Source organism: Streptosporangium sp. NPDC006007 (assembly GCF_040614315.1).
Lineage (GTDB): Bacteria > Actinomycetota > Actinomycetes > Streptosporangiales > Streptosporangiaceae > Streptosporangium.
In genome coordinates this window covers 35,052-58,838 of the sequence record NZ_JBEXUG010000033.1, presented here as the reverse complement: position 1 = coordinate 58,838, position 23,787 = coordinate 35,052, and the positions used below count along the sequence as shown (strand labels likewise).

Genomic DNA, 23,787 nt, shown 5'->3' with positions numbered 1-23,787 from the left:
GGCGGCCGTACGACCGGTTCATCGTCCTCACCGCCGGACGGGGGCTCCGGGACCTGGCGCTCAGGGCCGTGTGATCGGCGGATGGCGACGACGCCGTGTGCCCGGAGTGCGACCCTGCGTCCATCCGCCCTCGCGAGGGTCGGCGTGATCTTTTCCTTGGCCCTCGGGAGGGGCCGGTGTGTAACAAGATGAACAAGAAGCGCCTGGTTCTTGTCGTCACCCTCCGTTGTGTGCAATTTTACATTGCACACAACGGATAGCGGTTGCCTAGCTCTGGAGATCGGTGATCCGCTCCAGCTCCCCAGGAGTAGTAGTGACATCCCCCCCACGTCGTTCCATTGGCAGCACCCTCCTCCTCACCGCGGCTCTCACCCTGGGCCTTACCACCCAGGCGGCACTCGCAGGTGCGAGTGTGGCAGAGTCCCGCTCCGGCGCGGTAGTGGCGGTCGCCGCCCCCAAGCCCGGACATGAGGTGTCAGGCTCGCTCACCGCGCCTCCCTCCCACGCCGAACGCGAACGGATACCCGTCAAGGAGCGTCCGCCTCTGACGTCCTCCACCGACGAGTTCAAGCGCGACTACGACACCCCGAGCGCCGTCCCCAACGCGGCGAAGAAGGCGAAGTCGGCTCAGTCGATGGCCAAGGCCGCGGCGGCGGCGTGTAACGTCTCCGACTTCACCAGCCGCACCGGCAGCGCCCTGGTCACCGCGATCAAGGGCTCCACGTCCGACTGCATCAACACGTTGTTCAGCCTCACCGGGGGCAACGCCTCCGCCGCGTTCCGCGAGTCGCAGATGACCAGCGTGGCCTACGCGCTGCGCGACAACGCGCTCTACTACACCGGTGACAACAGCGACAGCACCCTGCAGCTGGTGATGTACCTGCGGGCCGGCTACTACGTGCACTGGTACTACCCGAGCACCGTCGGCACCTATGGCACCGGCCTCAAGACCGCGATCCGCTCCGCGCTGGACGCGTTCTACGCCAACGGCCGCTCCAGCGACGTCAACGAGGCCAACGGCGAGATCCTGTCCGAGGCCGTCACCCTCATCGACAGCGCCGAGGAGAACGCCCGCTACCTCTACGTGGTGAAGCGGCTGCTGAACGCCTACAACAGCTCCTACAACCAGTACTGGTACATGCGTAACGCCGTCAACGGCGTCTACACCGTGCTGTTCCGCGGCCACCAGGTGCCCGAGTTCGTCACCCAGGTCCAGAGCGACCCCAGCGTCGTCGACACCCTCTACAGCTTCGCCAACAACAACATGGCGCTGCTGGGCACCGACAACGACTTCCTCACCTCCAACGCCGGTCGTGAGCTGGGCCGCTTCCTGCAGTACGCCGCCCTCAAGTCCAAGGTCCGCCCGCTGGCCAAGGCCCTGCTCGACCGCAGCGACATCAGGGGCAACACCGCTCAGCTCTGGGTGGGCGTCGCCGAGATGACCGACACGTACGACAAGGCGAACTGCTCCTACTTCGGCACCTGTGACCTGCAGGCCAAGGTCAAGGCCGTCGCCCTGCCGCTCAGCCACACCTGTAGCTCCACCCTGCGGATCCTGGCCCAGGACATGACCGCGGCCCAGTTCAGCGAGAGCTGCGCCAGCCTGGCCAACCAGGACGCGTTCTTCCACAACATCGTCCGGGACGGCGGGCCGGTCGCCAGCGACCTCAACACCGCCCTTGAGGTTGTCGTCTTCAACTCCAGCTCCGACTACGGCACCTACGCGGGCATCCTCTACGGGATCGACACCAACAACGGTGGCATGTACCTGGAGGGCAACCCCGCCGTCGCCGGCAACCAGCCCAGGTTCATCGCCTACGAGGCCGAGTGGCTCCGCCCGACCTTTGCGATCTGGAACCTGAACCACGAGTACACGCACTACCTCGACGGCCGGTTCAACATGTACGGCGACTTCGACGCCGGCATCACGACCCCGACCATCTGGTGGATCGAGGGCTTCGCCGAGTACGTCTCCTACTCCTACCGCAAGGAGGTCTACAGCGCCGCGATCACCGAGGCGGCCAAGAAGACCTACACCCTGCGCCAGCTCTTCGACACCACCTACAACGACGACACCACCCGCATCTACCGCTGGGGCTACCTCGCGGTCCGCTACATGCTGGAGAAGCACCCGGCCGACGTCACCACCCTGCTGGGCTACTACCGCTCCGGTAACTGGAACGCGGCCCGCACCTTCCTGACCGGCCTGAACTACAACACCGACTGGAGCAACTGGCTGACGGCCTGCGCCAGCGGTTCCTGCTCCGTCATCCCGACGCCGACCCCGAACCCGACCCCCACCGCCACTCCGACGGTGACCCCCACTCCCACCCCCACCGCGACCCCGACGGTGACCCCGACCGCGACCCCGACGCCGACCGCGACCCCGACGGTGACCCCGACCGGGACCGTGTGCCCCAGCGCCGACACCCGTGTGCTCGGTAAGAACTGCAGCCGGAACAACGTCACCGCGACCGCCGGCAACTACGCCTACTTCTACCTCAACGTCCCGGCCGGAACCACCCAGCTGAAGATCATCACCTCTGGCGGTACCGGCAACGCGAACCTGTACTACAGCCCCAGCACCTGGGCCACCACCAGCAACTACACCAAGCGCTCCGTCACGGCCGGCAACGCCGAGACCCTGACCATCACCAACCCGGCGAGCGGCTACCACTACATCAGCCTGCACGGCGCCACCGCCTTCAGCGGCGTCACCGTGACCAGCCAGTACTAAACTCCCGGCGATCCCCACCCCCGAGGGCCCTTCCCCTTCCCAGGGAGGGCCCTCGGCCTGTCCCGGGGTCTCGACAGCAATGGAGCGGAATCCAACGAACCCACCCATGACCTGGGGTTATTTGAGGTTGGAGGACGCCTGGCGATCTCGGCCACGGCCGTCACCCCCACCGGTCAAGCCCCGCTGGGTTCCGCCTCATTGCTGCCGGGACCCCGTTTCCGGGTTCTACCGCTCAGCGGGGAGGTCCTGGGCCAGGATCGCGGCCTGAACCCGGCTGCGCAGGCCCAGCTTGTTCAGCAACCTGCTGACGTGGGTCTTCGTGGTCGCCTCCGCCATGTCCAGCTCGGCGGAGATCTCCGCGTTCGACAGGCCCCGCCCGACGCACGCCAGCACCTCGCGCTCGCGCGGCGTCAGACCACCGATCTCATACGGCCTGCGCTCCGGAACCGCCGCGCCGAACGCCGAGATCAGCCGCCTGGTGACCGAGGGCGAGATCAGCCCGTCCCCCCGGGCCACCACCCGCACCGCCTCCACCAGCGCGGCGGCGTCGGTGTTCTTGAGCAGGAATCCGGCGGCCCCGGCCCGCAACGCGCCGAAGACGTATTCGTCGAGGTCGAAGGTGGTCAGGATCAGCACGTCGGACACCCCGCTGAGCCGGCGGGTCGCGGAGATCCCGTCCAGCTTCGGCATCCGGATGTCCATCACCACCACGTCGGGCCGTAGTTCGAGAGCCATGGTCACGGCCTGCTCACCGTCCGCGGCCTCCCCGACGACCTCGATGTCCTCGTGGCCGTCGAGGATGAGGACGATTCCGGCACGGACCGCCGCGTGGTCGTCCGCGACGAGGACTCGGACGGTCATGAGATCTCCCCGGTGGGTAGTTCGGCGTGGACACGCCAGCCGTCGCCGGATGGCCCGGCCTCGCAGACGCCGCCGACCAGCGCGGCCCGTTCCCGCATGCCGACGATCCCGGCCCCCGCGCCGGGAAGCGCCGGTTCCGCGTCGGTGAGCGTCCCCCGGGTGCCGGAACGCGCCTGTTCCGCGCGGGAGATCGCCTCCCGGGTGCCGGGGAGCCCCCGCTCGACGCCGGAGACCGTCCCACGCGCGGCCGAGGGTTCTCGCCTCGCGTCGCCGGCCGGGGTGTCCACGGTCAGCGTGACCAGGGCCGGCCGATAACCGATCACCACGTCGGCGACCCCGTCGCCGTGCTTGAGCGCGTTGGTCAGCGACTCCTGAACGATCCGGTATCCGGCGAGGTCCACCGAGGCGGGCAACTCCCGGGCCTCGCCGATCACGCGCAGCCGTACCTCCACTCCGGCCTCCCGCGCCCGCGCCGCCAGGTCGTCCGCCTCGGTCAGCCTCGGCCGCGTCGCCTCGGCCTCCTCACCGTCCTGCCGGAGCAGCCCGATCATGGCCCGCATCTCGGTCATGCCCTGGAGACTGTTCTCGCGGATCGACGTCAGGACGCCGTGCACGGTCCGCGCGTCGAGGTCGTCCCGGGAGAGCACGGCCGTGGACTGGATGGCGATCGCGCTGAAGTGGTTGGCGATCATGTCGTGCAGTTCCCGGGCCATCCGGGTCCGCTCGGCGTTCACCGCCGCCCGCCGGTCCAGCTCCGCCAGTCGCGCCACCTGCTCGGCCCTGGCCCGCTCGGACTCCGCCTGGTCCTGGAGCTGCTTCATGAACATCCCGGTCAGGACGGGGGTGGTTCCGATCAGGCCGAGCTGGACGACGGTCACCGCGAGCAGGCCCAGGTCCTGGCGGACGAACCCGGCCACGGTCCCGCCGATGACGGCGAAGGCCGTGGTACCGCCGAGCAGCCACCTGCCCAGCCTGGCCGGGCCGTACCTGGTGGGCGCGTAGAGGTTGTCGGTGAAGACCAGGATCGTGGCCATGGACGGCCCCGCCAGTAAGTCCGTCACGATGGCGACGAGACCCAGCCCGAGGGCGGCCACCGGTGAGCTCCGCCGTACCGCGACGCCGACGCAGCCGACCAGCAGAGGTCCGACGAGAAGATAGGCGGGGGTCGGGCGGGTGAGGTGGGCGCCCGCGGCGAGCAGGACAAGACCGCCGGCGAAGCACAGCGTGGCCCACAGCGCGTCGTCCCGTCTCATGCCCTCCATCTCATCATCTTGGAACGGACGATTCCTCCAGGGGCGGGAAAGTTCGTTGTACACACAAGGGTGTAGGTCGGCCCGTCGGCGCGGACGGTGCCCCGCGGGGAGTCCGGGGCGCCCCCTCCGGAGACCGCGGGCTCCGTCAGCCGTGGATGCCGGCCCAGCGGATCCGGTGCTGGTCGGTCAGCGACCGAGCCCGTGCGAGGGCGTCGGCGGGCAGCCGGTCACGCTGCCAGCTCTCCAGGACCTTCAGCATGCCCTCGACGAAGCGTTGTCCGACCGGGGTCAGCCGGTCGGCGGCCAGCAGCCGGCGGACCGCGTCGAGCGTCGAGTCCCGCCATCGGGCGTAGTGGACGGCAGCGGTCAGCGACTCCCGTTCGTGCCGCCGCTGACGCCGCCAGAAACCGGCGACGCCCAGGTGGGCGTAGGCGCCGTGGAGGAGCCCGGTGAACGGGCGCGGGTCCGGCCGCCAGGGAGCGTAGTACAGCTCGTCCGGTACCGGGTGGGCCAGGTCGAACATCGTCATCAGGGCGTTGAGCTTCACGTGCTGGCTCTCATGGGCGAGGGTCACCGCTGCGGCGAGTCCGCTGGAGGGCAGGGAGAGCGCGACGCAGCCGAACGAGGAGCGGGCGCTGGCGCTGGCCGAGGTGTCGGAGGCGAGAGGAACGAGCATGACGACGGTCCGCCGGACCTCCTCGGCCGTTTGCGGATGGTGGCGGATCAGCGTGTCCCAGCCCGCGTCGACGCGCGACCGCCAGTCCGTCATCTCGGCGGAGCTGAGTCGGCGGTGCGCGCGGACGGCGCTCGGAAAGCGGTGAAGGTCGAGGTCGTCCAGGGCGATCTCCCTCCTGGACGGTCCCGAGCCGATCCGCAGACGCCGTATCTCCTGCCAGTCACGGCGCCCCGAGGTCAGGCACCTCCACCGACCGGCGGCGGAGAGCTCAAGGTGCCCTTCGCGGGAACGGACGGTGACGGGGGTGCGGTCCGGTGTTCCGGGGAGGAGCAGTCGCCCCAGCGAGGGGAACATGACCGTGCCTCCCTCGCTGAGCAGGGTCGCCGACATGTCCGTCCGCGCGCGTACCGCGGCGGCCAGGGCCAGGGCGGCCATCCGTTCCGGACGCGCGGTGCCCGTCTCACCCGCCCGCAGCGTGCGCAGCGTGGTGACGGCCCACAGGCCGACCGCCGGGTAGCACAGCACGTCGTCGACGGCGTGGGGCGCGGTCCTGCCGATCTCGGTGAGCATCCGGTATCCGGCCCGGGTGAGGCCGGCCTGCCGGTCGCGCAGCGGCAGGACCTCCTCCTTGATACCTCGCAGCAGCAGCAGGCGCTTGCTGCGTTCGACGGCGACGAGCGGCCGGACGCCCTCCTCGCCGCCCCCGCCGGAGGACAGGGCGGTGAAGAGCCGAATCGGGAGGGTGTGTGTCCTGAGCGTCATCCGGCATCCCCCCGTAGTGCCCTGAGATCCGCGCGGATCCGCTGTTGGATGTGGGAGATCAGTCGATAGAGGTCGGGGCAGTACACGGACGGATGTTCGAAGCCGGAACCCTCGCGGTAGCGGTGCGCGTACTGGCCGCCTCCGCAGACACGGCGCAGACGGCATGCGCGGCACTCGGGCGCGAGCGCCTCGGGACCGAGCTGCTGGGCGACGATCTGCGGCAGGAGCAGCGCCCGGTCGAACACGTCGGTGGCGATGTTGAGCCGGCTGCGAGGTGTCCCCGGCCGGGAGGTCTTGAGCACGTCCCCCTGCTCGATGCCGCCGTCCGTCTCCACGACGACGATCCGCACCGGGTCGAGGCCGACCCCCTGAACCCCTGAGGTGCCGCCGAGTACGAGGCTCAGCAGGCCCTCGAACAGGCGGACACGGGTCTGCGGGCCGGGCGTGCCGTACCAGCGGTCGAACACCTCGACAAGCCAGTCCGCGTACGGCGTGCCGGGGTCGCCGACCCGGCGGCCGGGGGGCGGGCTCGACCAGTGGCCGTGCGGGAGGAGAAAATCGATCATGGGCGGCTCGAAGTCCAGGAGCCCCTCGAACACGGCGGCCGGGTCGGATCGGGGGTCGACGACGCAGAGCAGACCGGAGAACAGGTGCCTGAATCGCGGGGAGCCCAGTCGCCGGACGGCGCGGGCCACCGCGGCATGGCTGCCGGTACCGCCGGGGGTGCGGCGATGCCGGTCGTGCGCGGAGGCGTCGCCGTCGACGCTCACCCCGACCGTGACGCCGAGCCTGTCGAAGAGCCGCAGATAGGACGCGTCGAGCCGTAGCCCGTTGGTCTGAACGGTGATCGAGACACGTATGCCGTCGCCGACCGCCTCACGGACGGCGTTCACCGTGTGGGTGAGGTCATCGGTGGAGCAGAGCAGGGGTTCGCCCCCGTGCAGGACGACGTTCACCCGGTCCAGGACGTGGGCGCGGGCGTGCTCGGCGATCCGCGCCCCGGCCATCTCCGCGATACGGGGGGACATCGTGCGGGGCAGCCGGCGCCATCGCTGGTCGGCGAACCGGTAGACGTAGCAGTAGTCGCAGGCGAGATCGCAGCGGCTGTGAACCTTCAGGACGAACTCCCGGAACGGGGCAGGCCGCCACCCCCTCCCCAGCAGGGCCTGAATGTCCAGGTCATCCGGCCATTCCACGGTTGCGTCGCATCTCCTCAGGTCAGGGGCGCCTGATTCCCGAATGGCCATACAGCCAACAAAAGTTTCGCATCCGGCCTGACGTAATTCTCTTCCCCTGTATATCAGCACAAAGACATCAAATCGCGGGTTTTCTCGGATGGCTGGTTGCCGGGGAAGAGAGTTTCCTACCATATGGAGGAGATTGCGCACCATGAACGTGATGTTCGAGCGGCGCGGTGACCACTTTCATGCTTGCGAGGCGGGGGGCGTCATATGGAGGAAAGCCGGTACGAGTTCGAGGCGGATCTCATCGATCTTGGAGGTATGACCCTGGGGGATGTCGACTCGCTGCCCCCGGGTGCCCTGTCCGACGCGCTACGACGCCTGCTGGGAGGCGACGCGTCGGTCGAGCCCTTGTGGGTGGCGTTTCAGGATGGGTCATAATCCTTAATTTGGGTTGTGCGAATTTCGCGTTTTGTGGGTGCGGCGATATTCGTGGCGCTTCGACGGTTACGGGCGGTTGTTCTATATACTCAGAGCCTATGAAGTGACGATTCCGAGAACTCTCGGCCGCCCCGCCGACCACGCGGCAGATGTGGGGACGGCGGCGATGAAACGGAGTGCGATGAGCGAGGAGTCCGCCACGGCCACGTCGGCCACCGTCATCGCGTTCCATTCCCGCAGGAGTGGTGTGGGCCGGTCTATTGCCCTGTGCAACCTGGCGCTCATCCTCGCCGCGGACGGACAGCGCGTATTGATTCTCGACGGAGGTCCCGACGCGTCCGGTGTCTCCGATTACCTCGCCGACTTCCTGCCGGACCGTACCCTGCCCACGATCTCGCCCGAAGCCGGTCTGGGCGGTGCGGTCCGGGCCGATCTGGATCTGTGCGGCCGGATCGATGCGCTGAGGCTCCCGTCCGGCGGAGAGGCGACGGCGGGGGAGACGGCACGGCTCAGGGAGGAGTTGACCGGCGGCTCCTACGACTACGTTCTCCTGGACGCGCCGGAGGGCGGGACACCCCGGGCAGAGAGGCTTACGGCCGAGCTGGCGGACACGGTCGTGATGTGCTTCACGATGACCAGGAAGAGGATCGAGGAGGCGGCGCGGGAGGCCGCGGGAGTGAGGGCCGCCGCCTCTCGTGACCTTGACGTCCTGCCGTTGGCGACGCGTGTCGAGACCGGTGTGGCCGGTGCGCTGGCCCGGGCCAGGGAACTGGTGGGCACGTACTTCACCGGGACGCTGCCGTACCTGGAGATCCCGTATGTCGCCAACCACTACTTCTCCGAGTCGCCGGTCGTGCTCAGTGAGTTCCCCGGCGGGCGGGGCGTCCTCCGGGGGGCGTACGAGCGGCTCGCCGCGGTGCTCACCCGCGGCCGGGTGGCCCCCCTCGGCCGCGTCTCGGTGCTGTACCCGCCTCGCCATCGCGTCTGGGCCGAATGGCTCGTCGCCCAGAGCGCCCTGTACGGCCTGCGAGCCGACGCGGTGAACGCGGAGCGGTTCAGCGGTCTTTCCCCGGAACCCGGTCACCGCGTGTTCGTCGTCTCGCCGGCCGACATCACGGAGGCGGCACTGGGCAGGCTGCGGCGTACCTCCGGCGCGGTCATGGTCCGGGTGGGTGGGGAGCCGATCCCCTCGGGCCTGACCCGTCACCGGTCGCTGGACCTGTCCGGGCTGAAGGAGGAGGAGGCCACGGCGGTTCTGCGCGCGGCGCTCGGTATCGGCCCCACGACGGTCTCCCGGCGGTTCGGCGTCGGAGGCATCCGTTTCCCCGACTCGGACAGGACCCTCGCCCGGATGCCCTCGCCCGATCGTCCGTTCGTCGGGCGAGACGCGATGCTGGAGGAGCTGCGCGACTTCCTGGGCCCCGACTCCAGCGGGTGCGCGGTCCTCGTCGGCCAGGGCGGGGCGGGCAAGACCGAGGTCGCACTGGAGTACTCCCGCCGTTTCATGGCCGGCTACGACCTGGTGTCGTGGCTGGACGGGTCCAGCGCCGAGGCACTGCGCACGGGGCTCACCCGGCTGGCATCGGACCTGAACATCCCCCGTCACGGTGACCTCGTCGAGGCCGTCCGCGCCCACCTGGCCACCGACGGCCCCTCCCGCTGGCTGCTGATCTGCGATGACGTGCACCTCCCCTCCGACGTGCAGGAGTTGCTCCCGATCCCGGCTCAGGGGGGCGGCCTCACCGGGCACGTCCTCGTCACATCGCGATCCGGCGACTGGCGCCTCTCCTCCCACCCGGCGGCGTTTCGCACGATCGAGGTGGGGCCCATGGAGACGGACGAGGCCGTCGAGTTGCTGCGGGAGCGGGTGGAATCGATCCCCCGGCGAGAGGCCGTCGCCGTCGTGGAGACACTCGCCGGGCTGCCGCTCGCGGTCGATCTGGCGGGCGCCTGGCTGGCCGGGGAACTGGTGTCCATCTCCAGCGTCACCTTCATGGCGGGAAGCGCGGTGACGCAGGCCGTCGACCGTTTCGTCACCGTCTTCCAGGAGAAGAGCCGGCGGCGCACCCCGCTCAAGGACGAGCATCCGCTGGCCTACCGGGTGACGGTGAGTCTGGTCATCGAGGCGCTGGAGGGTGGCATCGCCAGGAAAGCCGGCACCTGGCTGCTGGAGGCGTGTGCCTGTATGTCCCCGCGAGGAGTCGACCTGGCCCTGCTGCGGTCACCGCAGATGCTCGCGGCCCTGGCGGCGGTGGACAGACGCGTCGAGGAGCCCGTGATGGTCGACGCGATCCTGCACGAGACCGATCGCTACGGGCTTCTCCGCGCGGATCTGGGGCGCGGGCGGCCGGTGCGAATGCACCGGGTGGTTCAGGAGGTCGTCCGAGCTCGGATGAGCGCGGCGGAGCACGCCGAGCGGCGGCGGGAGCTGTCCGGGATCCTCGCCGACCACGTCCCCCGGTACGTGGACGGCCTGGACGCCTGGGCGCGGAGCGTGTTCGATGAGACGGGCGGACATCTGAAGCCGCTGGGGGCGCTCGCCGACAGCAGGCCCCCGGTGCGCCGCTGGGCGTTGAACCAGATCGGCTACCTGTACTCCCTGGGCGACCGGGCCTCCTGCGAACAGGCCTACGAACTGGCCGAGCAGGCACGGGCCGCTTGGTCGGAGAGCAGGGCGACGCCGCTTATCAACCAGTTGCTTGTCGTGCTGGCGAGGCTGAACCTGCAACTCGGCAGGCCGGAGGAGACCGTACGGCTGGCCAAGGTCGCGCTCCCCGGCCTTATCAGGGATCTGGGGAAGGACCACTATCAGGTGCTCACAGCCGAGGGGACGTACGCGTCCGGGCTGAGAGCGGTCGGAGACTTCGACCTGGCCTACGACCGGTCCGACGTCGCGCTGCGGGGGCTGCGGAAGCTGTTCGGCGCCGATCATCCGGCGGTGGGCCGGGCGATGAACAACCTCGCCGTCTCGACGGCGCTGATAGGCCATCCGCACGAGGCGCTGCGCGTCGCCCGCGAGCGTTTCGAGCGGCGGATCGCCGTTTTCGGCAGGGACGACCGGCAGGCGTGGGGCACCGGTTGCAACATCGCCTACTACCTGCGGGAGATCGGGGACCTGGCCGGCTCACGCGAGCTGCTGGCCGAGGCCGTCCAGAGGCTGACCTGGTTGGGAAGCCTCGACGATCTCGACGTGCTGCGGGCCCTGAGCGGAATGGCGATCACCCAGCGTCGCATCGGGCAGGCGGCGGCGGCGCTGGATCGTGACACCACGACTGTGGAGTCGCTCCGCACGCTGTTCGGCCCCGACCACATCGCCACCCTGACCTGTGCTGTCAGCTGGAACGCCGACCACCACGCGCTGGGGAACCGGTCGCAGGCCGTCGAGGGGGCGCGGCGGTCGTTACGGGACTTCGAACGGGTGATGGGCGGTGATCACCCCTTCACCCACATCTGCCGGATGAACCTCGGCGTCTACCTGCGCGCCGCCGGGGAACTCGTGGAGTCGCAACGGTGTGGCCGGACGGCCTATGACGGGCTGATGGACCGGCTTGGCCCCCTCCATCCCCTCGTCCTGGCCGCTGCGGCGAATCACGCGGGCACCCTGGCCGAGCAGCGCAGTGAGGAGCGGGCTCTGGCCCTGGAACAGCGGGCGCTGGAGGGATTCGCCGCACTTTTCGGTGAATCCCATAACACAGTGAAAGCAATCAGGGAAAACATGCGCGGAACTCGGTCCGGCGTCGGAGACGGCCGGACCGATATCGACGTCGAGGTACCGGGCTACTGAGGTAAGAAAGGCACGTGACATATGACGGCTGACGGCTACTCGCGGGAATTCTGGGAGAGGTCGCCGGAAGCACGCGAGCATCCCCTCGCCGACCATCTCACCGTCACGCGGGCGGCTCACACCGAACTCCCCGGGTACAACGTTCTCATCAAGGCCTGCGCGAACATCCTGGTCGACACCTCGGGACCACACGTGGTCGCGCACTTCGAGGGGGGATACCACGACTTCACGGTCGACATCCTGAATGAGCCGCGCTGCCCCACCCTGGTTGCCGCCGAGACGCCGGAGGGCGTGCGGGAGGGGTACGAGCGCTCGTTTCGCCAGCTCATCCTGAGCGCCGACCGTCTGGACAGGAAGCTGGCCGTCCTGCAGACCGGAGAGCTCATGCGGACGGTGCTGGAGACCGAGCAGGGCACCGTGTACTCCGGAAGGATCCGGCCCGGTCAGTATGTGACGGGCTCGGTCGCGGCGGTGCCGAACGCTCAGGTCATGGACGAGCGGCTGTCCGGCCTGGTGACCGCCGTCCGTACGCAGCTCTACGGACTGCCCGATGAGCAGCCGGGAGGCTCACCGGTGCGTACGCCCGCCGAGCCGAGCAAGGTTACCGTCTTCTCCAGAAACGGTACGGCGCTCAACGGTGAGCGGCTCGAAATGGTCAAGGCCGCCTGCGATGGTCATCTCCATGAGGACGACCTGCAGTATCTCGCCGCCTTCAGCGGCTGGAAGTTCGCCTACTCGGCGGACCTCTTCGGCGCGGAGCGGCTGAGCAACTGGTTTAACGGCATGTCACAGGATCAGCGCAGAGACCACTATGAGCGTCTCGGACCCGAGCTGGGGCCCGAGCTGGCCCAGCTCCGGCGCTCGATCCGGCGGCTGGTCGGCGGGGAACTGCGGAGGTTCGTCCTCGACGTGCAGGCAGGGGCTGTTTATGTTCATCCCACCGGCAGAAGCGGTGACTTTCTTCTCGGCGTCACCATGAATCAGGCGGCGGTGTTGAACGCCGAGAACCGGATGCGCGACGCGCTTGATATGATCCGGCGTGGATTTAATCCACTTGATACTGATAACTGCCATGAGTGATGGCCTTCATCTGGTAACGATTAACCTCTAAGCTGATGGTGAGGTAGCCCGGCAGTCATCAATGAGCCGTCACTACGGGAACCACCACGGGTATTGGCGGTCACCGAGCAGGAGGCGGCTCGTTGTCTTCCCCGACCTTTTTCAGCTCGCCACTGAGATCGAGCGTCTGGCGGTTGTCAACCGCGCTGGGCGCGGCCGCGACGGGGCTTTTCGTGGCATGGGCCGGCGATGTCAAGGGCGTGTCGGCCTCCCCGGTCTACCTGGTCGCTGTGACCGCGCTCCTCGCGGTGGGCCTGTACGGCAGTGCGTCCGGGATTCCCGCCGAGGCGATTCGCGACGTCCGCAGGGTGGTCGTCGCGGTCACGGTCGGGGTGCTTCTGAAGGCGCTGCTGATCGCCGCCGTGATGCTCGCCTTCTTCCCGAATCCCGCCTCGCTGGTGCTGGGAGTCGCGGTGGCGCAGATCGACCCGTTGTCGGTCGCCGCCATGCTGGGGCACTCCCAGATGACCGGCCGGGCCAAGGCGCTACTGCTGGCGTGGGCCTCGTTCGACGATCCCATCACCGCACTGCTGACCATCTATCTGTCCGTCTTCGCGCTGAGGGGGATGACCGCGGACCACGCGGTCGTACGGTTGCGGCCCGACCTCGGGCCCTACCTGCTCAACCTGGGGATCAACATCCTTTTCGTCGTGGCCGCATGGCTTCTGTGGCGGCTGTTGAAGGCGCTGGGGCTGTCGCGGAGGACATTCGGGGCGGTGTCCGTGGCCACCCTTGTCCTGCTGGTCGTGTTCGCCGTCTGGCAGTTCCTCATGCTGGGGGTCGCCCTTGTGGGGCTGTTCTACCGGCCCCCCCTGGGACGGGTGCTGGACCGCCTCATCAACGGCGCCTTCTACCTCGCCGCATTCGCGCTCGGGCTGTTACTCGTTGGAGAGGTCCGCCTCGTACAGGGGCTGACGCTGGGGGTCGCGGCCTTTCTCTCCCAGGTGATCGTCGGCGGCGTTCTCATCGCGCCACGTCGCATGGGTGTCACCGACCGCGTCTACCTGGCGCTCGGGCAGCAGAACGGAATCACCGCGATCCTGCTCGCGCTCAGCCTTCAACCGGTCCTTCCTGAGGCGATCCCCATCGTGGCGCCGGCGATCCTCGTGATCAACGTTCTCCACATAGTCTCGAACGCGGTCTGGGACAGGCGTGAGGAGATCCCTCGATGGCTGCGGCGGCGCGGTTCGGCCGAGGGGACGGCCTTCGCCAAGGTCGCGCGGGTCACCGGGGTGACACATGTGACAGAGCGAGCCTCGGAGCGGCTGGAGACCGCCCTTGACCGCGAAACGAGCGGCTCACGGGAGTGGTGACAGACCGGCCTCCGCGAGAACCGACTCCTGGACCCGCAGCCCGAGATTGGTGAGCGCGTCCACGGCCTCCCTCCGCTGGGACGATCTGGCCCCCTGCTCCGCCAACCCCGTGGTTTCACGGCCGGACTCGAACGCGGCGAGCCGCGCCAGCGGGAGAACCTCGGCGGTGACCTCGTAACAGTGGCAGATGCCCCTGAGCCTCTCGATCTGTTGTTCGGCCGCCGCACTCGGGAAGCGGGTCACGGTGTCCAGCCAGGACGCGACGGCCTCCACGAACGCCTGGAGAAGTTTGTGAAAGACCATGGCGACCCCGGCGGACTCGAAGAGCTCACGGGACGCCAGGCGGCGGGGACGGGTCGGCGGAGGACCCTGCCGTGGTGTGAGAAAGGTGTCATCGAACAGGGATCCGACACCGCTCAGCGTCTCGACGGCCCGGAAGGCGCGGTCGAAATGCCCGCGCACCTCGGCGGGCAACCGTTCCCGCGCGTCCGGTACGGCGGAGGACAGCAGCCCGGCGCCCATCGGCCCGCGCAGCCACTCGATGTCGGCCGCCAGCCGCTCCACCATGCTCTGCGTGTAGGTCTGCTGTGCCCCCACTCTGAGCACCTCGTCGCGGATGCTCTCCCACACGGTCTCGTGACCGGCCTCCTCCAGCAGCCGGTGCGCCTCCAGGAGCTGGCTCTGGAGATTCTCGCGGAACAGGTGATGATCGAACGCCATGGGCTGCCTGGATATCTTCCTGGATATCTCCATGCGGTCTCCGGCCCGCAGGTAGCCGTTGACCACGACAATGACCTCCTGGCCGTCCGCGGACGCGAGGATGCCCTCGATACGGCGGACGGCGCGGTTCAGCGCCGCGTCGTGGAGCAGCGAGTCGATGATCAGAACGGTGATCGCCGCTCCCTTCGTGCCGCGGGGCACGTGGAACTCGTCATCCTCGTCGGGAGAGTCGTAAACCCAGCCGTTCGCCTCCAGCACCTGCCGTACCTCGCCGGAGACGATGCTGCTGCGGGGGGCCTCGAACTTGGCGCGGATCGCTCGGCGGACCATCTCCGGAGTGATCTCGACGCGGCGGTCGGGCCGGCAGGCGAGATCCCATGTCCGGCGGCACAGATCGAGGATCAGCCGGGGGTTGCCGTCGCTGAGATCGGCGACGGCGTACATGGCGCTCGGGGAGAACCAGACGGGGGCGTCCGCATCCACGTACTCCTTGATGAGCTTGACGGTGTCCGCGCGGGTGAACGGTGAGACGGGCTGTACCAGAACCCTCTGGTAGAGGCCGCCGGAGAACTTGCGGAGACTTTCCGGCAGTACGCAGAGCACGATGAGCCCGCCGGTGTCGATGAACACGTTGACGAGCCTCTCGAAGGCCTGCAGGGTCTCGACGTGCCAGGACGGGGAGTCACCCGTCTCCTGCATCATCTTCTCCAGCTCGTCGATCACCAGGGCGAACGGCCGTCCTGCCCTGCCGTACAGGAAGGTCAGCATGGCGAACGCGGTGAAGGCCTTGGCGTCGGAGTCGATGGGTTCGTCGATCCCCCGTTCGATCAGCGCCTGATCGGGGGCCTTGCAGTTCAGCCACTCCCAGATGGCTCCGGGGTTCTCCGGGAAGTCCAGCAGCGAGAGGTGCGCGGCCAGATCGTCGGTGTCGATGACCTCTCTGAGCCTCTCGTGCATGTTCCGCCGGATCTCGTCCTCGGACAGGTGGTAACGCCGCGCGACCTGCCAGGAGGGGGTCCTCAGATCGCGGACCGGAGCGATGATCTCCTCGGAGGCGTTGAGGCGTTTGAGCATTCGCACGGTCGCGTCGGCATGGTAGACCTGCACAATCCGGGAGAACTCCTCCCGATCGAGCGCGGTGATCAGCTTCTCGCGGTAGATGGTGAGGAAGCGGCCGAACGGGCCGCCGATCGTGAACGCGTGAACGCCGGGCATCGCCGGGTCCGCCGGGACGGAAGGGGGAAGGCGCGTGGAGAGATGGCCGAGAAGATGGCTTTTCCCGGCACCGAGTTTTCCGGTGATGGCGAGACAGCGGCCTCGCCCGACGGTCTCCGCCCGCCGGACGGCCCCCAGGGCGTAGTCCAGGTAGTCGGTCACATAGTCGGTCGCGAGGGTCACCGACTCGGTCCTGACCGTCGTGAGCGCGTGAAAATCGCCCAGCAGCACCGCCGGGGTCATCGGGAACGGATTTACAGGCGTGTTCACACGGCACCGTCCTCCGGCTCCATGAACTGTTTCCAGAGGGGAGCCCCGAAGAGTAGATACGGTTCGAAGTGCGTTTCGTCCACCGTGTCCATGCGGTTCCTGCTGAAGACCTCGAAAAGAATCTTGCGCCACTGTCCGATGCTTGTGACATCGCTCCGCCGGTCGCGTACGACTTTGATCAGCTCCTCGTTTATCCGAGGGCTCTCCGGAGTCTTCTCCACTCTCTCCTTGACATATTTCCAGTAGTCGTCTGGTTTGAGTGGGCCGACATGCATATGGAACAGGTATCTGTCGGGATATCGGCCGACCTGCTCGTCCAGGAAGTCGGCGAAGTGCTCAGGCCGGCCGCGGGTGTGCCGGGAAATGGTGTCCAGCAGGCCGCGAGAGCTCTCCGTCATGAACACGATCCTGTTTCTCGCGAACCTCAGGTAATTCCTGACCCGCTCGACCGTGTCCGCGGGCGGCAGCAGTACGACGAGATAGTTTCCCATGTCCCCGAGGTCGGAGCTGAGCGCAGCGTAACCGGTGGCCGTGTCCTCGGTGGACGACGAGAACTTCATCCCTCTGCTCACCAAGGTATTCAACACCTCCTGGTAAAGGGTCGAATCATTCTCTCTGGGGAAACGGAGTCCGGAGAGGTCGACTATTTTAACGGTTGAATGAACCGGTGAGTCATCCTTCGATTTCGGGTCCGTGCCCTCCTTTCCCACCGGCAACCCGTGCCCCTGCAGAGCCGCCGCGCATCGGTTGAGCAGCGAGGTCTTTCCGTCGGCCGTTCCGCCGGTGGCGAGGATGACGTGCCCGGCGTCCTGAAGTGCGCTGAGGTCCTCAAACAGAGTACAGAATTCCATATACTTGTCCTCGGTGTCATCGACCGCGACGTAACACTCCTCATGCGCTGTGATATCCCACGGCCGGAGAGGGCTGTCCCTGGAACGTTCGAGGGGACGTGCGGCGTGGTTGAACGGGTTAGGGCGCATCTCCCCTCCTCGTGGAGGGGGACATGCCCGCACGTCGACGTATAGCCGGTAAAAGTGCCGAAAAGCCCTTGGTGATCCGTTTGCCGACGGCGGCCCAGCGGAACGGCAGGACGCTGTCAAAGACTGTTGCCAGATTATGTATTCTTTCCATGTCGCTGGATATCTCGCCAGTTCTTTTCTGGTGATATTCTTTGAGCTTTTTTCTCTGTCCCGCGGCCGTCCATCCGGCCACGTCCCCCCAGGGAACGTTGACCTGCCTTCTGAGTGACTTCAGGAGGTCCGTGGTCTCCGTCCTGGCGCGTAGCCGCAGGGTGGAGACCACGGAGAGCTGCTCCTCCAGGTCCAGCCGGGCGCGTCTCACCGGTTCGTCGGGAGGCTGCTGAGGACCCGGTTTGAGCCACCCGTCCATGTACTCCTCGGCCGCCCTCCGGTAGGCGATCGCCGCGGTGCGCAACTCCGCCGCCGCCTTCGCCCTGCGGTCCATCCGGGTGTGCCACGTGGTGGCGATCAGGGTGAGCAGCGCGCCGACCACGACAGGGATCATGCCGCCGATGATCGACTGCCACGGCCCTTTCTCGTCACCCAGCCGTGACGGGCCGGATCGGGCGAGTGCCTCGCACGCCTTCTCGAAGGACGCCGGATCCGCGGTCCGCCACCTCAGGAGCGGGACCGGGGTGTGGTTGATCAGTATGTTTTCGATGGGCTGCCGGGAAGGGGACGGGGGGGCGCCGGGACTGGAGGACGGAACGGAAGGCGGTGACGGGGGTGGGGGGACAAGTCCCAGGGAGACGGCGGCGTGCACGAGATCCGTGCGGCGGGCGGGCGACAGGCAGTAGACGGCCCGCGCGTCTCTCAGCTTCTGCCCGTCATCGGCGTGGGCCGGAAAACTCCCCAGTAGACAGAACGTGCCGAACCATACGAGAAGAAAACCCGCAGTGGTCCGACCGGCCATGTCACCATCCTCGATCACGTCGCGGGCGACGCCAACCCGGCTCCACCGTAAATGATGCAGGTTTGGATGACGCTATATCGACCGAGGAAGCAAATATCCCAATTAGTGTAATTTTTTTTGGCGGTGCTCGTATTTTTGGTGGCCGTTAAAGAGGGTTAATGGCTTGTGGTAACTACCCCCGAAGTCAACTCCCCGTATGGGAGGAAGGACCTGATTTCCGCGGTGACGTGTTCTCGGCACCGAGACGCGGGGCCGCCCGCCGCTCCGCCCGGCGGTCAGTCTGGGAACAGCCGGGCGACGTTGCCGCCCAGCACGGACTCGCGCTCCACGTCCGACAGGTACGGCAGCGCCAGGTCCACCCAGTCGCGCTGGGCCGCGTAGTCCGCCCCCGCGACGAAGGGGAAGTCCGACCCCCAGATCAGCCGCCTGGCCCCGTACGCCCCGTGAAGTGACCGCGCGGCCGTGACGAGGTCGTCATGGGGAGGCCCGCCGGCGCTCAGGGCGTACTGCCCGGAGAGCAGGACGTGGACGCCTGGGTGTCGGGCCAGCGCGCGCACCTGGGCCATCCGCTCGTCGTCGACGGGTGCCAGGCGCGGCGGGCCGGTCTCACCGGCCCGGTGCCGGGCGGGGGCCGCTCCGAAGTGGTTCAGCACCACGGTCAGACCGGGAACGAGATCCAGCACCCGGGCGAGCAGCGAGAGCTGGTCGTCCCCGGCGAGCAGCCACAGCGGCAGGCGCTGCTCCTCCAGCCGGAGCAGCAGCGGGAACAGCGGCAGCGCCTCGGCGTCGGGCGCTCCGGCCGGGCCCAGACCGCGCAGCCGGATCCCGCGCACGCCGACCTCGTCGACCTGGCGTCGCAGCTCGTCCACCGGATCCGCCGTGAACTCCGGGCGCAGCAGGCCGACACCGAGCAGCCGGTCGTGGTGGCGCCGCAGGGACCGGGCGAGATAGGGCTCGTCCTCGACGACGCCGACGACGACCGCCCGGTCGACGGCGTGCTCGTCGAGCGTGCCGAGCAGGTCCTCCGCTGTGCACCGGGGCGGGATCTCGATGCCGCCGGGGATGGGGCCGGCCGCCCGGCGGGCGGCGGAGATCGCGTGGGTGTGGCCGTCGATCACGCGCCCGTCCCGGTGATGTCGAGGTCCGGCAGGTCGACGACCGTGTTCACCGGAGCCGCGTTCACCGGAGCGCCGCCCACCGCGGACGCCCCCTCGTCGGCCAGGACGTCGAACACCGCTCGCAGCGTCCGCTCCAGCGGCTGCCTGCGGGCCTGCAGGCCCATGTGCGAGATCCGCAGGAGCCGGTCGGCGTCGGCGCCCATCCCGGTGGCGACGAGCACCCCGTGCTCGTCGCGGATCCGCCGCTGGAGCCGGACCGCCGACAGCCCCGCGGGCATCTCGATCGTGGTCAGCCCGGACGTCGGCGAGTCGCCGAACAGCTTCAGGCCCGCGCCCCGCAGCACGTCGCGGACGGCCGCCGCGGCGGCGTCGTGCCGCGCGAAGCGGGCCTCCGGCTTCTCGTCGAGCAGCAGGCGGACGGCGCGGTGCAGCGCCCGGACGAGTGAGGGGGCCGGAACCACGGGATATCCGGCGGTCGGGGCGTCGGGGCGCGCCCGCCACCGGGTGAGGTCGAGGGCGAAGCTGTCACACGTCGCCCGGGACTCCTCGGCCCACGCGGCGCGGGCCCGCGCCCCGATCCCGACGATCGACAGCCCCATCAGGGAGCCGAGCCCCTTCTGGGAGGCCGTTCCGCACAGGTCGACGAGGTCGGACTCCATGTCGAGGGGGATGACACCGGCCGAGGAGACGGCGTCCGCCAGCAGGAGGGCACCGTACTCGCGGCAGGCCTCCCCGAGCGGGCGCAGCGGCGTCACCGTGCCGGTGGCGGTCTCGCAGTGGACGACGAGGACCAGCCGGTACGGGCGCCCTTCCCGGTGCGCCTCGCCCAGGGCGGCCCGTACGGCCGCCGCGTCGGCCGGTGATCCGGGCGGCTCCGGCAGCACGTCGACGTCCGCGCCGGTACGGCGGGCGATCTGCTCCAGCCAGCCGGCGAAGAAGCCGTTGGAGCAGAGGAGGGCCCGGTCGCCGGGGGCCACGCTGGTCCGGATCGCCGCCTCCAGCCCAAGGCGGCCACCACCGGGCAGGATCTCCACGGAACCCGCGCAGCCGAGGATCTCGGCCAGCATCGCCCGGGTCTCGTCGAACAGCCGGTAGTAGCCGGGGGCGTGGTGGAACACCGGAGGCAGCGCCGCCGCGGCGAGAACCTCGGCGGCCACCGGGACCGGGCCGGGCACCATGAGCAGTGGTTCCTCGGGGTTCATCGCCGTCATCTCCAGATCTCCCATGCCGTCTCGGGCGTGGTCTCGCCCGGGGTCTCGGGGCCGGTGCCGCCCGGACTCCCGGAGGTGGTCTCGCCCGGACCTCCGGGGACGGTCTCGCCGGGAACGGTGCCGTTCAGATAGGTCAGGGCCAGGTGTTCGTAGACCGCCGACGCCCTCATCAGCGATCCCAGCGTGATGTGCTCCCCGGCGGCGTGGGCCCGGTTCCTCCGGAGGTCTCCCGGGCCGAGCACCACGCAGGCGGCGCCCGTCCCGGCGAAGACGTACTGGTCGCAGGTGGCCGGGAACCCGATCCCGCCGGTGACGTCCGAGCCGGTGGCCGAACGGGCGGCGGCCACCAGGGGGTGGCCGGCGTCCTGCTCGGCGGGGGACGCGCCCGGCCGGGTCCGCGCCACGACGCCCGCCAGGCCGTCCAGCGCCCGCCGTACCTGCTCGTGCGCCTGGTCGTGGGACTCTCCGGGCACGAGCCGCCGGTCCAGGATCAGCGTGGCCTCCTCCGGGACGGTGGCCGTGTTCGCCCCGTGCGCGGTCACGCGGGTGACCGCCAGGGTCGGCGGACCGAGCAGCGGATGGGGTCTGGTGGCCAGTTCGTCGGCGAGCCGCTCCAGCCGCAGGAGGACCTCCGGCAGGCGCGCGGTCGGCGGGGCGAGCTCGCGTACGGCGGCGGCGTGCCCTCCGGTGCCGGTGACGCGTACCGTGATCTCGGCCCGTCCCTTGTGGGCCGTGCACACCCGCATGTCGGTCGGCTCGCCGATGACCACGGCGTCGCCGGTGAACCCGCTCGCCACCAGCGCCTTGGCGCCGGTGGCTCCGGCCTCCTCACCGCCGACCGCGGCGAGGACGATCTCGCCGCCGAGCCGGGGCCGCGCGGCCAGCCGCATGAACGCCCGCGTCATGGCCGCGACCTGCCCCTTGGCGTCGCAGACCCCGCGCCCTTCCAGCCGGTCGCCGGAGTGGGTCAGCCGGAAGGGGTCGCCGCTCCAGCCGTCCCCCGCGGGCACGACGTCGAGGTGCGAGCAGAGTACGAGCCGGGGGCCCGCGCCGGGGTCGCCCGTCCGGGCGATCAGGTTCGCCCGGCCGGGACCGAACTCCTGGACGTCCGCCTCCAGGCCGCCCGCCCGAAGGTGCGCCTCAAGGACGCGGGCGGCCTGGAGTTCGTCGCCCGGGGGGTTGACGCTGCGCGCCGCGACCAGGTCGGTGAGCAGGTCGAGCAGCCCGGCCCGCTCACGCATCGCCGACTCCACCGTCCTTCGTGTCCTTGAGATATCTCTTGGCCCAGCCGCCGCCGCGCCAGGACGTGAGGTTCAACGGTGTGACGGCGATGAGCCAGCGCGGGAACCGCTCGGTGCGGTCGGCGTAGCCGCTGTCCACCGTGCCGACATAGCGGCCGGTCATCGTGTGCAGCCGGGCGACCCACTCGTCGTCCGCCCCGTCCGGGTTCATGATCTCGGCATGGCCGCGGATCGTCACACGGGTGTAGGGCAGCTCGTCGCTGGCGATCGAGACGCATACCCGGGGGTTCTCCCGGACATGCTCGGCGATCGCCGAGCGCGAGCGGCTGATGACCCAGACGCGCCCGGCGTCCCACTCGAACCACATCGGGGTTATGTGGGGAAACTGGTCCGCCCGGACGGAGGCGACCCTGGCGATGAGCGGGCGGGCGAGAAACTCCGACAGTTCGTCGGGGCTCAGGGCGCCCGGTTTGGTTCCGGCGCCGAGGGTCGCTTCGCGATCAGGGGTCACCGTGTTCCCTTCGAGGTGTCAAGGGTGGCGGAGGGCCTCGGCGTCTTGGCGCCGGCGGCGTTCAGGTCCTTTCGGAACGTCTCCTGGGTGGTGGCCACCGAGATGAGGCTGATGATCGCGAGTCCGGCCGCGTACACCGCGATCCAGATCGCCGAGCCGGTCGCCTGCATCAGCGCGGTGGCGACCAGGGGCGCGGTTCCGCCGCCGATCGTCCCGCCCCACTGGTATCCGACGGACGCGCCCGTGTAGCGGACGTCGGTGCTGAACATCTCGGAGAACAGGGTCGGTTGAATACCCGCCGTGGCGGCTCCCACTCCCGCGAAGCTCAGGGTGATCGCGAGGTACACCGCCCAGTCCGCGCCCACCGAGACGAGCGGGAAGAACCCGAAGGCCAGGCCGATCAGCGCGATGAGCCCGATGCAGTAGATCTTCTTGCGGCCGTACCGGTCCGACAGGGCCCCGGCGAACGGCACGGTGGCCAGTGAGATCGCCGCCGCGATCATCGTGCCGACCAGGTAGGTGTCCCGCTCGACCTGGTAGATCGCGATCGCGCTGAGGCCGAAGACGACGAAGATGTTGAACTGGGCCGCCTCGCCGACCTTGGCGCCCATGGCCTGGAGCATCACCTTGGGGTTGGTGCGCAGCAGGGTGATGAAGGGTGTCCGCGAGGTCGCCTGCCGGCTCTCGGCGGAGGTGAACGCCGGGGTCTCGTCCAGGCGGCGGCGGATGTAGTAGCCGATGCCGACGAGGACGATGCTCACCAGGAAGGGGATGCGCCAGCCCCAGACGAGGAAGTCGTCCTGGGTGAGCTTGGAGCTGAGCAGGAAGACGGCGTTGGCCAGCAGCAGGCCGATCGACGAGCCGGCGGCCAGCAGACCTCCGTAGAGGCCGCGCTTGTCCGGCGGGGCGTGCTCGATGGTCATCACCGAGGCGCCGCCCCACTCACCGCCGACGGCGAGTCCCTGCACGAAGCGGAGGAAGACCAGCATGATCGGGGCGAGGATCCCGATGGAGGAGTAGGTGGGGAGACACCCCATCAGGAAGGTGCCCGCGCCCATCGCGACCATGGTGATCACCAGGATCGACTTGCGCCCCATCTTGTCGCCGAAGTGGCCGGAGATCAGACCGCCCAGGGGGCGGGCGATGAACCCGACGAAGAACGTGGAGAACGACAAGATCGTTCCAACGCCGGCGTCGAAGTTGGGGAAGAAGAGCTTGTTGAGCACCGTGGCCGAGGCGATGCCGTAGAGGAAGAAGTCGTACCACTCCACCGCACTGCCGGCCATGCATGCGGTTACGACTGTCCTGATGGACGACTTATGAGTCACCGGATGAGTCACCGGACACCATTACCTTCCCAGGTCCGCAGGGGGAGCATGCCCCGTCGTGGGGTGGTGGCGCCCGTCTGGGCCCCCTTCCAGCATCCGCTGAATCGGAACCCC

Annotated in this window: 16 protein-coding genes; 4 read left to right on the top strand and 12 right to left on the bottom strand. The window is 68.9% G+C overall.

The genetic code is table 11. The features are described 5' to 3' along the window. Positions 1 to 412: 412 nt before the first annotated feature. Positions 413 to 2,737 (top strand): M9 family metallopeptidase, encoded by a 2,325-nt coding sequence (locus ABZ194_RS22930; RefSeq protein WP_355599043.1) that lies wholly within the window; start codon positions 413 to 415, stop codon positions 2,735 to 2,737. 225 nt (positions 2,738 to 2,962) lie between these two features. On the opposite strand, the gene ABZ194_RS22925 is transcribed toward ABZ194_RS22930, so the two are convergent. From ABZ194_RS22925 to ABZ194_RS22910, 4 genes are all read right to left on the bottom strand, one after another. Next, positions 2,963 to 3,598, bottom strand: a complete 636-nt coding sequence (locus tag ABZ194_RS22925) for a response regulator transcription factor (protein WP_355599042.1) — start codon at positions 3,596 to 3,598, stop codon at positions 2,963 to 2,965. Then, positions 3,595 to 4,851, bottom strand: coding sequence for a histidine kinase (locus tag ABZ194_RS22920; RefSeq protein WP_355599041.1), 1,257 nt, complete (start codon positions 4,849 to 4,851; stop codon positions 3,595 to 3,597). The genes ABZ194_RS22925 and ABZ194_RS22920 overlap by 4 nt, the downstream gene beginning before the upstream one ends. A gap of 145 nt (positions 4,852 to 4,996) precedes the next feature. Continuing rightward, on the bottom strand, positions 4,997 to 6,289 hold the full coding sequence (locus ABZ194_RS22915; RefSeq protein ID WP_355599040.1) for an HEXXH motif domain-containing protein: 1,293 nt from the start codon (positions 6,287 to 6,289) through the stop codon (positions 4,997 to 4,999). After that, on the bottom strand, positions 6,286 to 7,485 hold the full coding sequence (locus ABZ194_RS22910) for an FxsB family cyclophane-forming radical SAM/SPASM peptide maturase (RefSeq protein ID WP_355599039.1): 1,200 nt from the start codon (positions 7,483 to 7,485) through the stop codon (positions 6,286 to 6,288). Before ABZ194_RS22910 ends, ABZ194_RS22915 begins: the two co-directional genes overlap by 4 nt. 607 nt (positions 7,486 to 8,092) lie before the next feature. On the opposite strand from ABZ194_RS22910, the gene fxsT reads away from it, so the two are divergent. The 3 genes from fxsT (at position 8,093) to ABZ194_RS22895 (ending at position 14,127) form a co-directional block, all read left to right on the top strand. Beyond that, positions 8,093 to 11,695: an FxSxx-COOH system tetratricopeptide repeat protein gene (fxsT, locus tag ABZ194_RS22905; RefSeq protein WP_355599038.1), complete on the top strand. Its 3,603-nt coding sequence runs from the start codon at positions 8,093 to 8,095 to the stop codon at positions 11,693 to 11,695. A gap of 21 nt (positions 11,696 to 11,716) precedes the next feature. Beyond that, positions 11,717 to 12,775 carry a hypothetical protein gene (locus tag ABZ194_RS22900; RefSeq protein ID WP_355599037.1) on the top strand — a complete coding sequence of 353 codons (1,059 nt, stop codon included), beginning with the start codon at positions 11,717 to 11,719 and terminating at the stop codon, positions 12,773 to 12,775. 173 nt (positions 12,776 to 12,948) lie between these two features. Beyond that, positions 12,949 to 14,127, top strand: coding sequence for a hypothetical protein (locus ABZ194_RS22895; RefSeq protein WP_355599036.1), 1,179 nt, complete (start codon positions 12,949 to 12,951; stop codon positions 14,125 to 14,127). On the opposite strand, the gene ABZ194_RS22890 is transcribed toward ABZ194_RS22895, so the two are convergent. The 8 genes from ABZ194_RS22890 to ABZ194_RS22855 form a co-directional block, all read right to left on the bottom strand. Further along, complete coding sequence (locus ABZ194_RS22890) at positions 14,113 to 16,332, bottom strand: hypothetical protein (RefSeq protein ID WP_355599035.1); 2,220 nt, start codon at positions 16,330 to 16,332, stop codon at positions 14,113 to 14,115. The two genes, ABZ194_RS22895 and ABZ194_RS22890, sit on opposite strands and share 15 nt — an antisense overlap. Then, on the bottom strand, positions 16,329 to 17,312 hold the full coding sequence (locus ABZ194_RS22885; RefSeq protein ID WP_355599034.1) for a hypothetical protein: 984 nt from the start codon (positions 17,310 to 17,312) through the stop codon (positions 16,329 to 16,331). Before ABZ194_RS22885 ends, ABZ194_RS22890 begins: the two co-directional genes overlap by 4 nt. Then, positions 17,302 to 18,264, bottom strand: coding sequence for a hypothetical protein (locus ABZ194_RS22880; RefSeq protein WP_355599033.1), 963 nt, complete (start codon positions 18,262 to 18,264; stop codon positions 17,302 to 17,304). The genes ABZ194_RS22885 and ABZ194_RS22880 overlap by 11 nt, the downstream gene beginning before the upstream one ends. Before the next feature lie 275 nt (positions 18,265 to 18,539). Then, on the bottom strand, positions 18,540 to 19,382 hold the full coding sequence (locus tag ABZ194_RS22875; RefSeq protein WP_355599032.1) for an amidohydrolase family protein: 843 nt from the start codon (positions 19,380 to 19,382) through the stop codon (positions 18,540 to 18,542). After that, the gene (locus ABZ194_RS22870; RefSeq protein WP_355599031.1) at positions 19,379 to 20,593 is read right to left on the bottom strand and encodes an aminotransferase class V-fold PLP-dependent enzyme; all 1,215 of its coding nucleotides are present in this window, start codon (positions 20,591 to 20,593) and stop codon (positions 19,379 to 19,381) included. The genes ABZ194_RS22875 and ABZ194_RS22870 overlap by 4 nt, the downstream gene beginning before the upstream one ends. Further along, positions 20,590 to 21,834, bottom strand: coding sequence for a M20 family metallopeptidase (locus ABZ194_RS22865; protein WP_355599030.1), 1,245 nt, complete (start codon positions 21,832 to 21,834; stop codon positions 20,590 to 20,592). Before ABZ194_RS22865 ends, ABZ194_RS22870 begins: the two co-directional genes overlap by 4 nt. Then, on the bottom strand, positions 21,827 to 22,345 hold the full coding sequence (locus ABZ194_RS22860) for a pyridoxamine 5'-phosphate oxidase family protein (RefSeq protein ID WP_355599029.1): 519 nt from the start codon (positions 22,343 to 22,345) through the stop codon (positions 21,827 to 21,829). The genes ABZ194_RS22865 and ABZ194_RS22860 overlap by 8 nt, the downstream gene beginning before the upstream one ends. After that, positions 22,342 to 23,673 (bottom strand): MFS transporter, encoded by a 1,332-nt coding sequence (locus tag ABZ194_RS22855; protein WP_355599028.1) that lies wholly within the window; start codon positions 23,671 to 23,673, stop codon positions 22,342 to 22,344. The genes ABZ194_RS22860 and ABZ194_RS22855 overlap by 4 nt, the downstream gene beginning before the upstream one ends. Between the last annotated feature and the right edge of the window lie 114 nt (positions 23,674 to 23,787).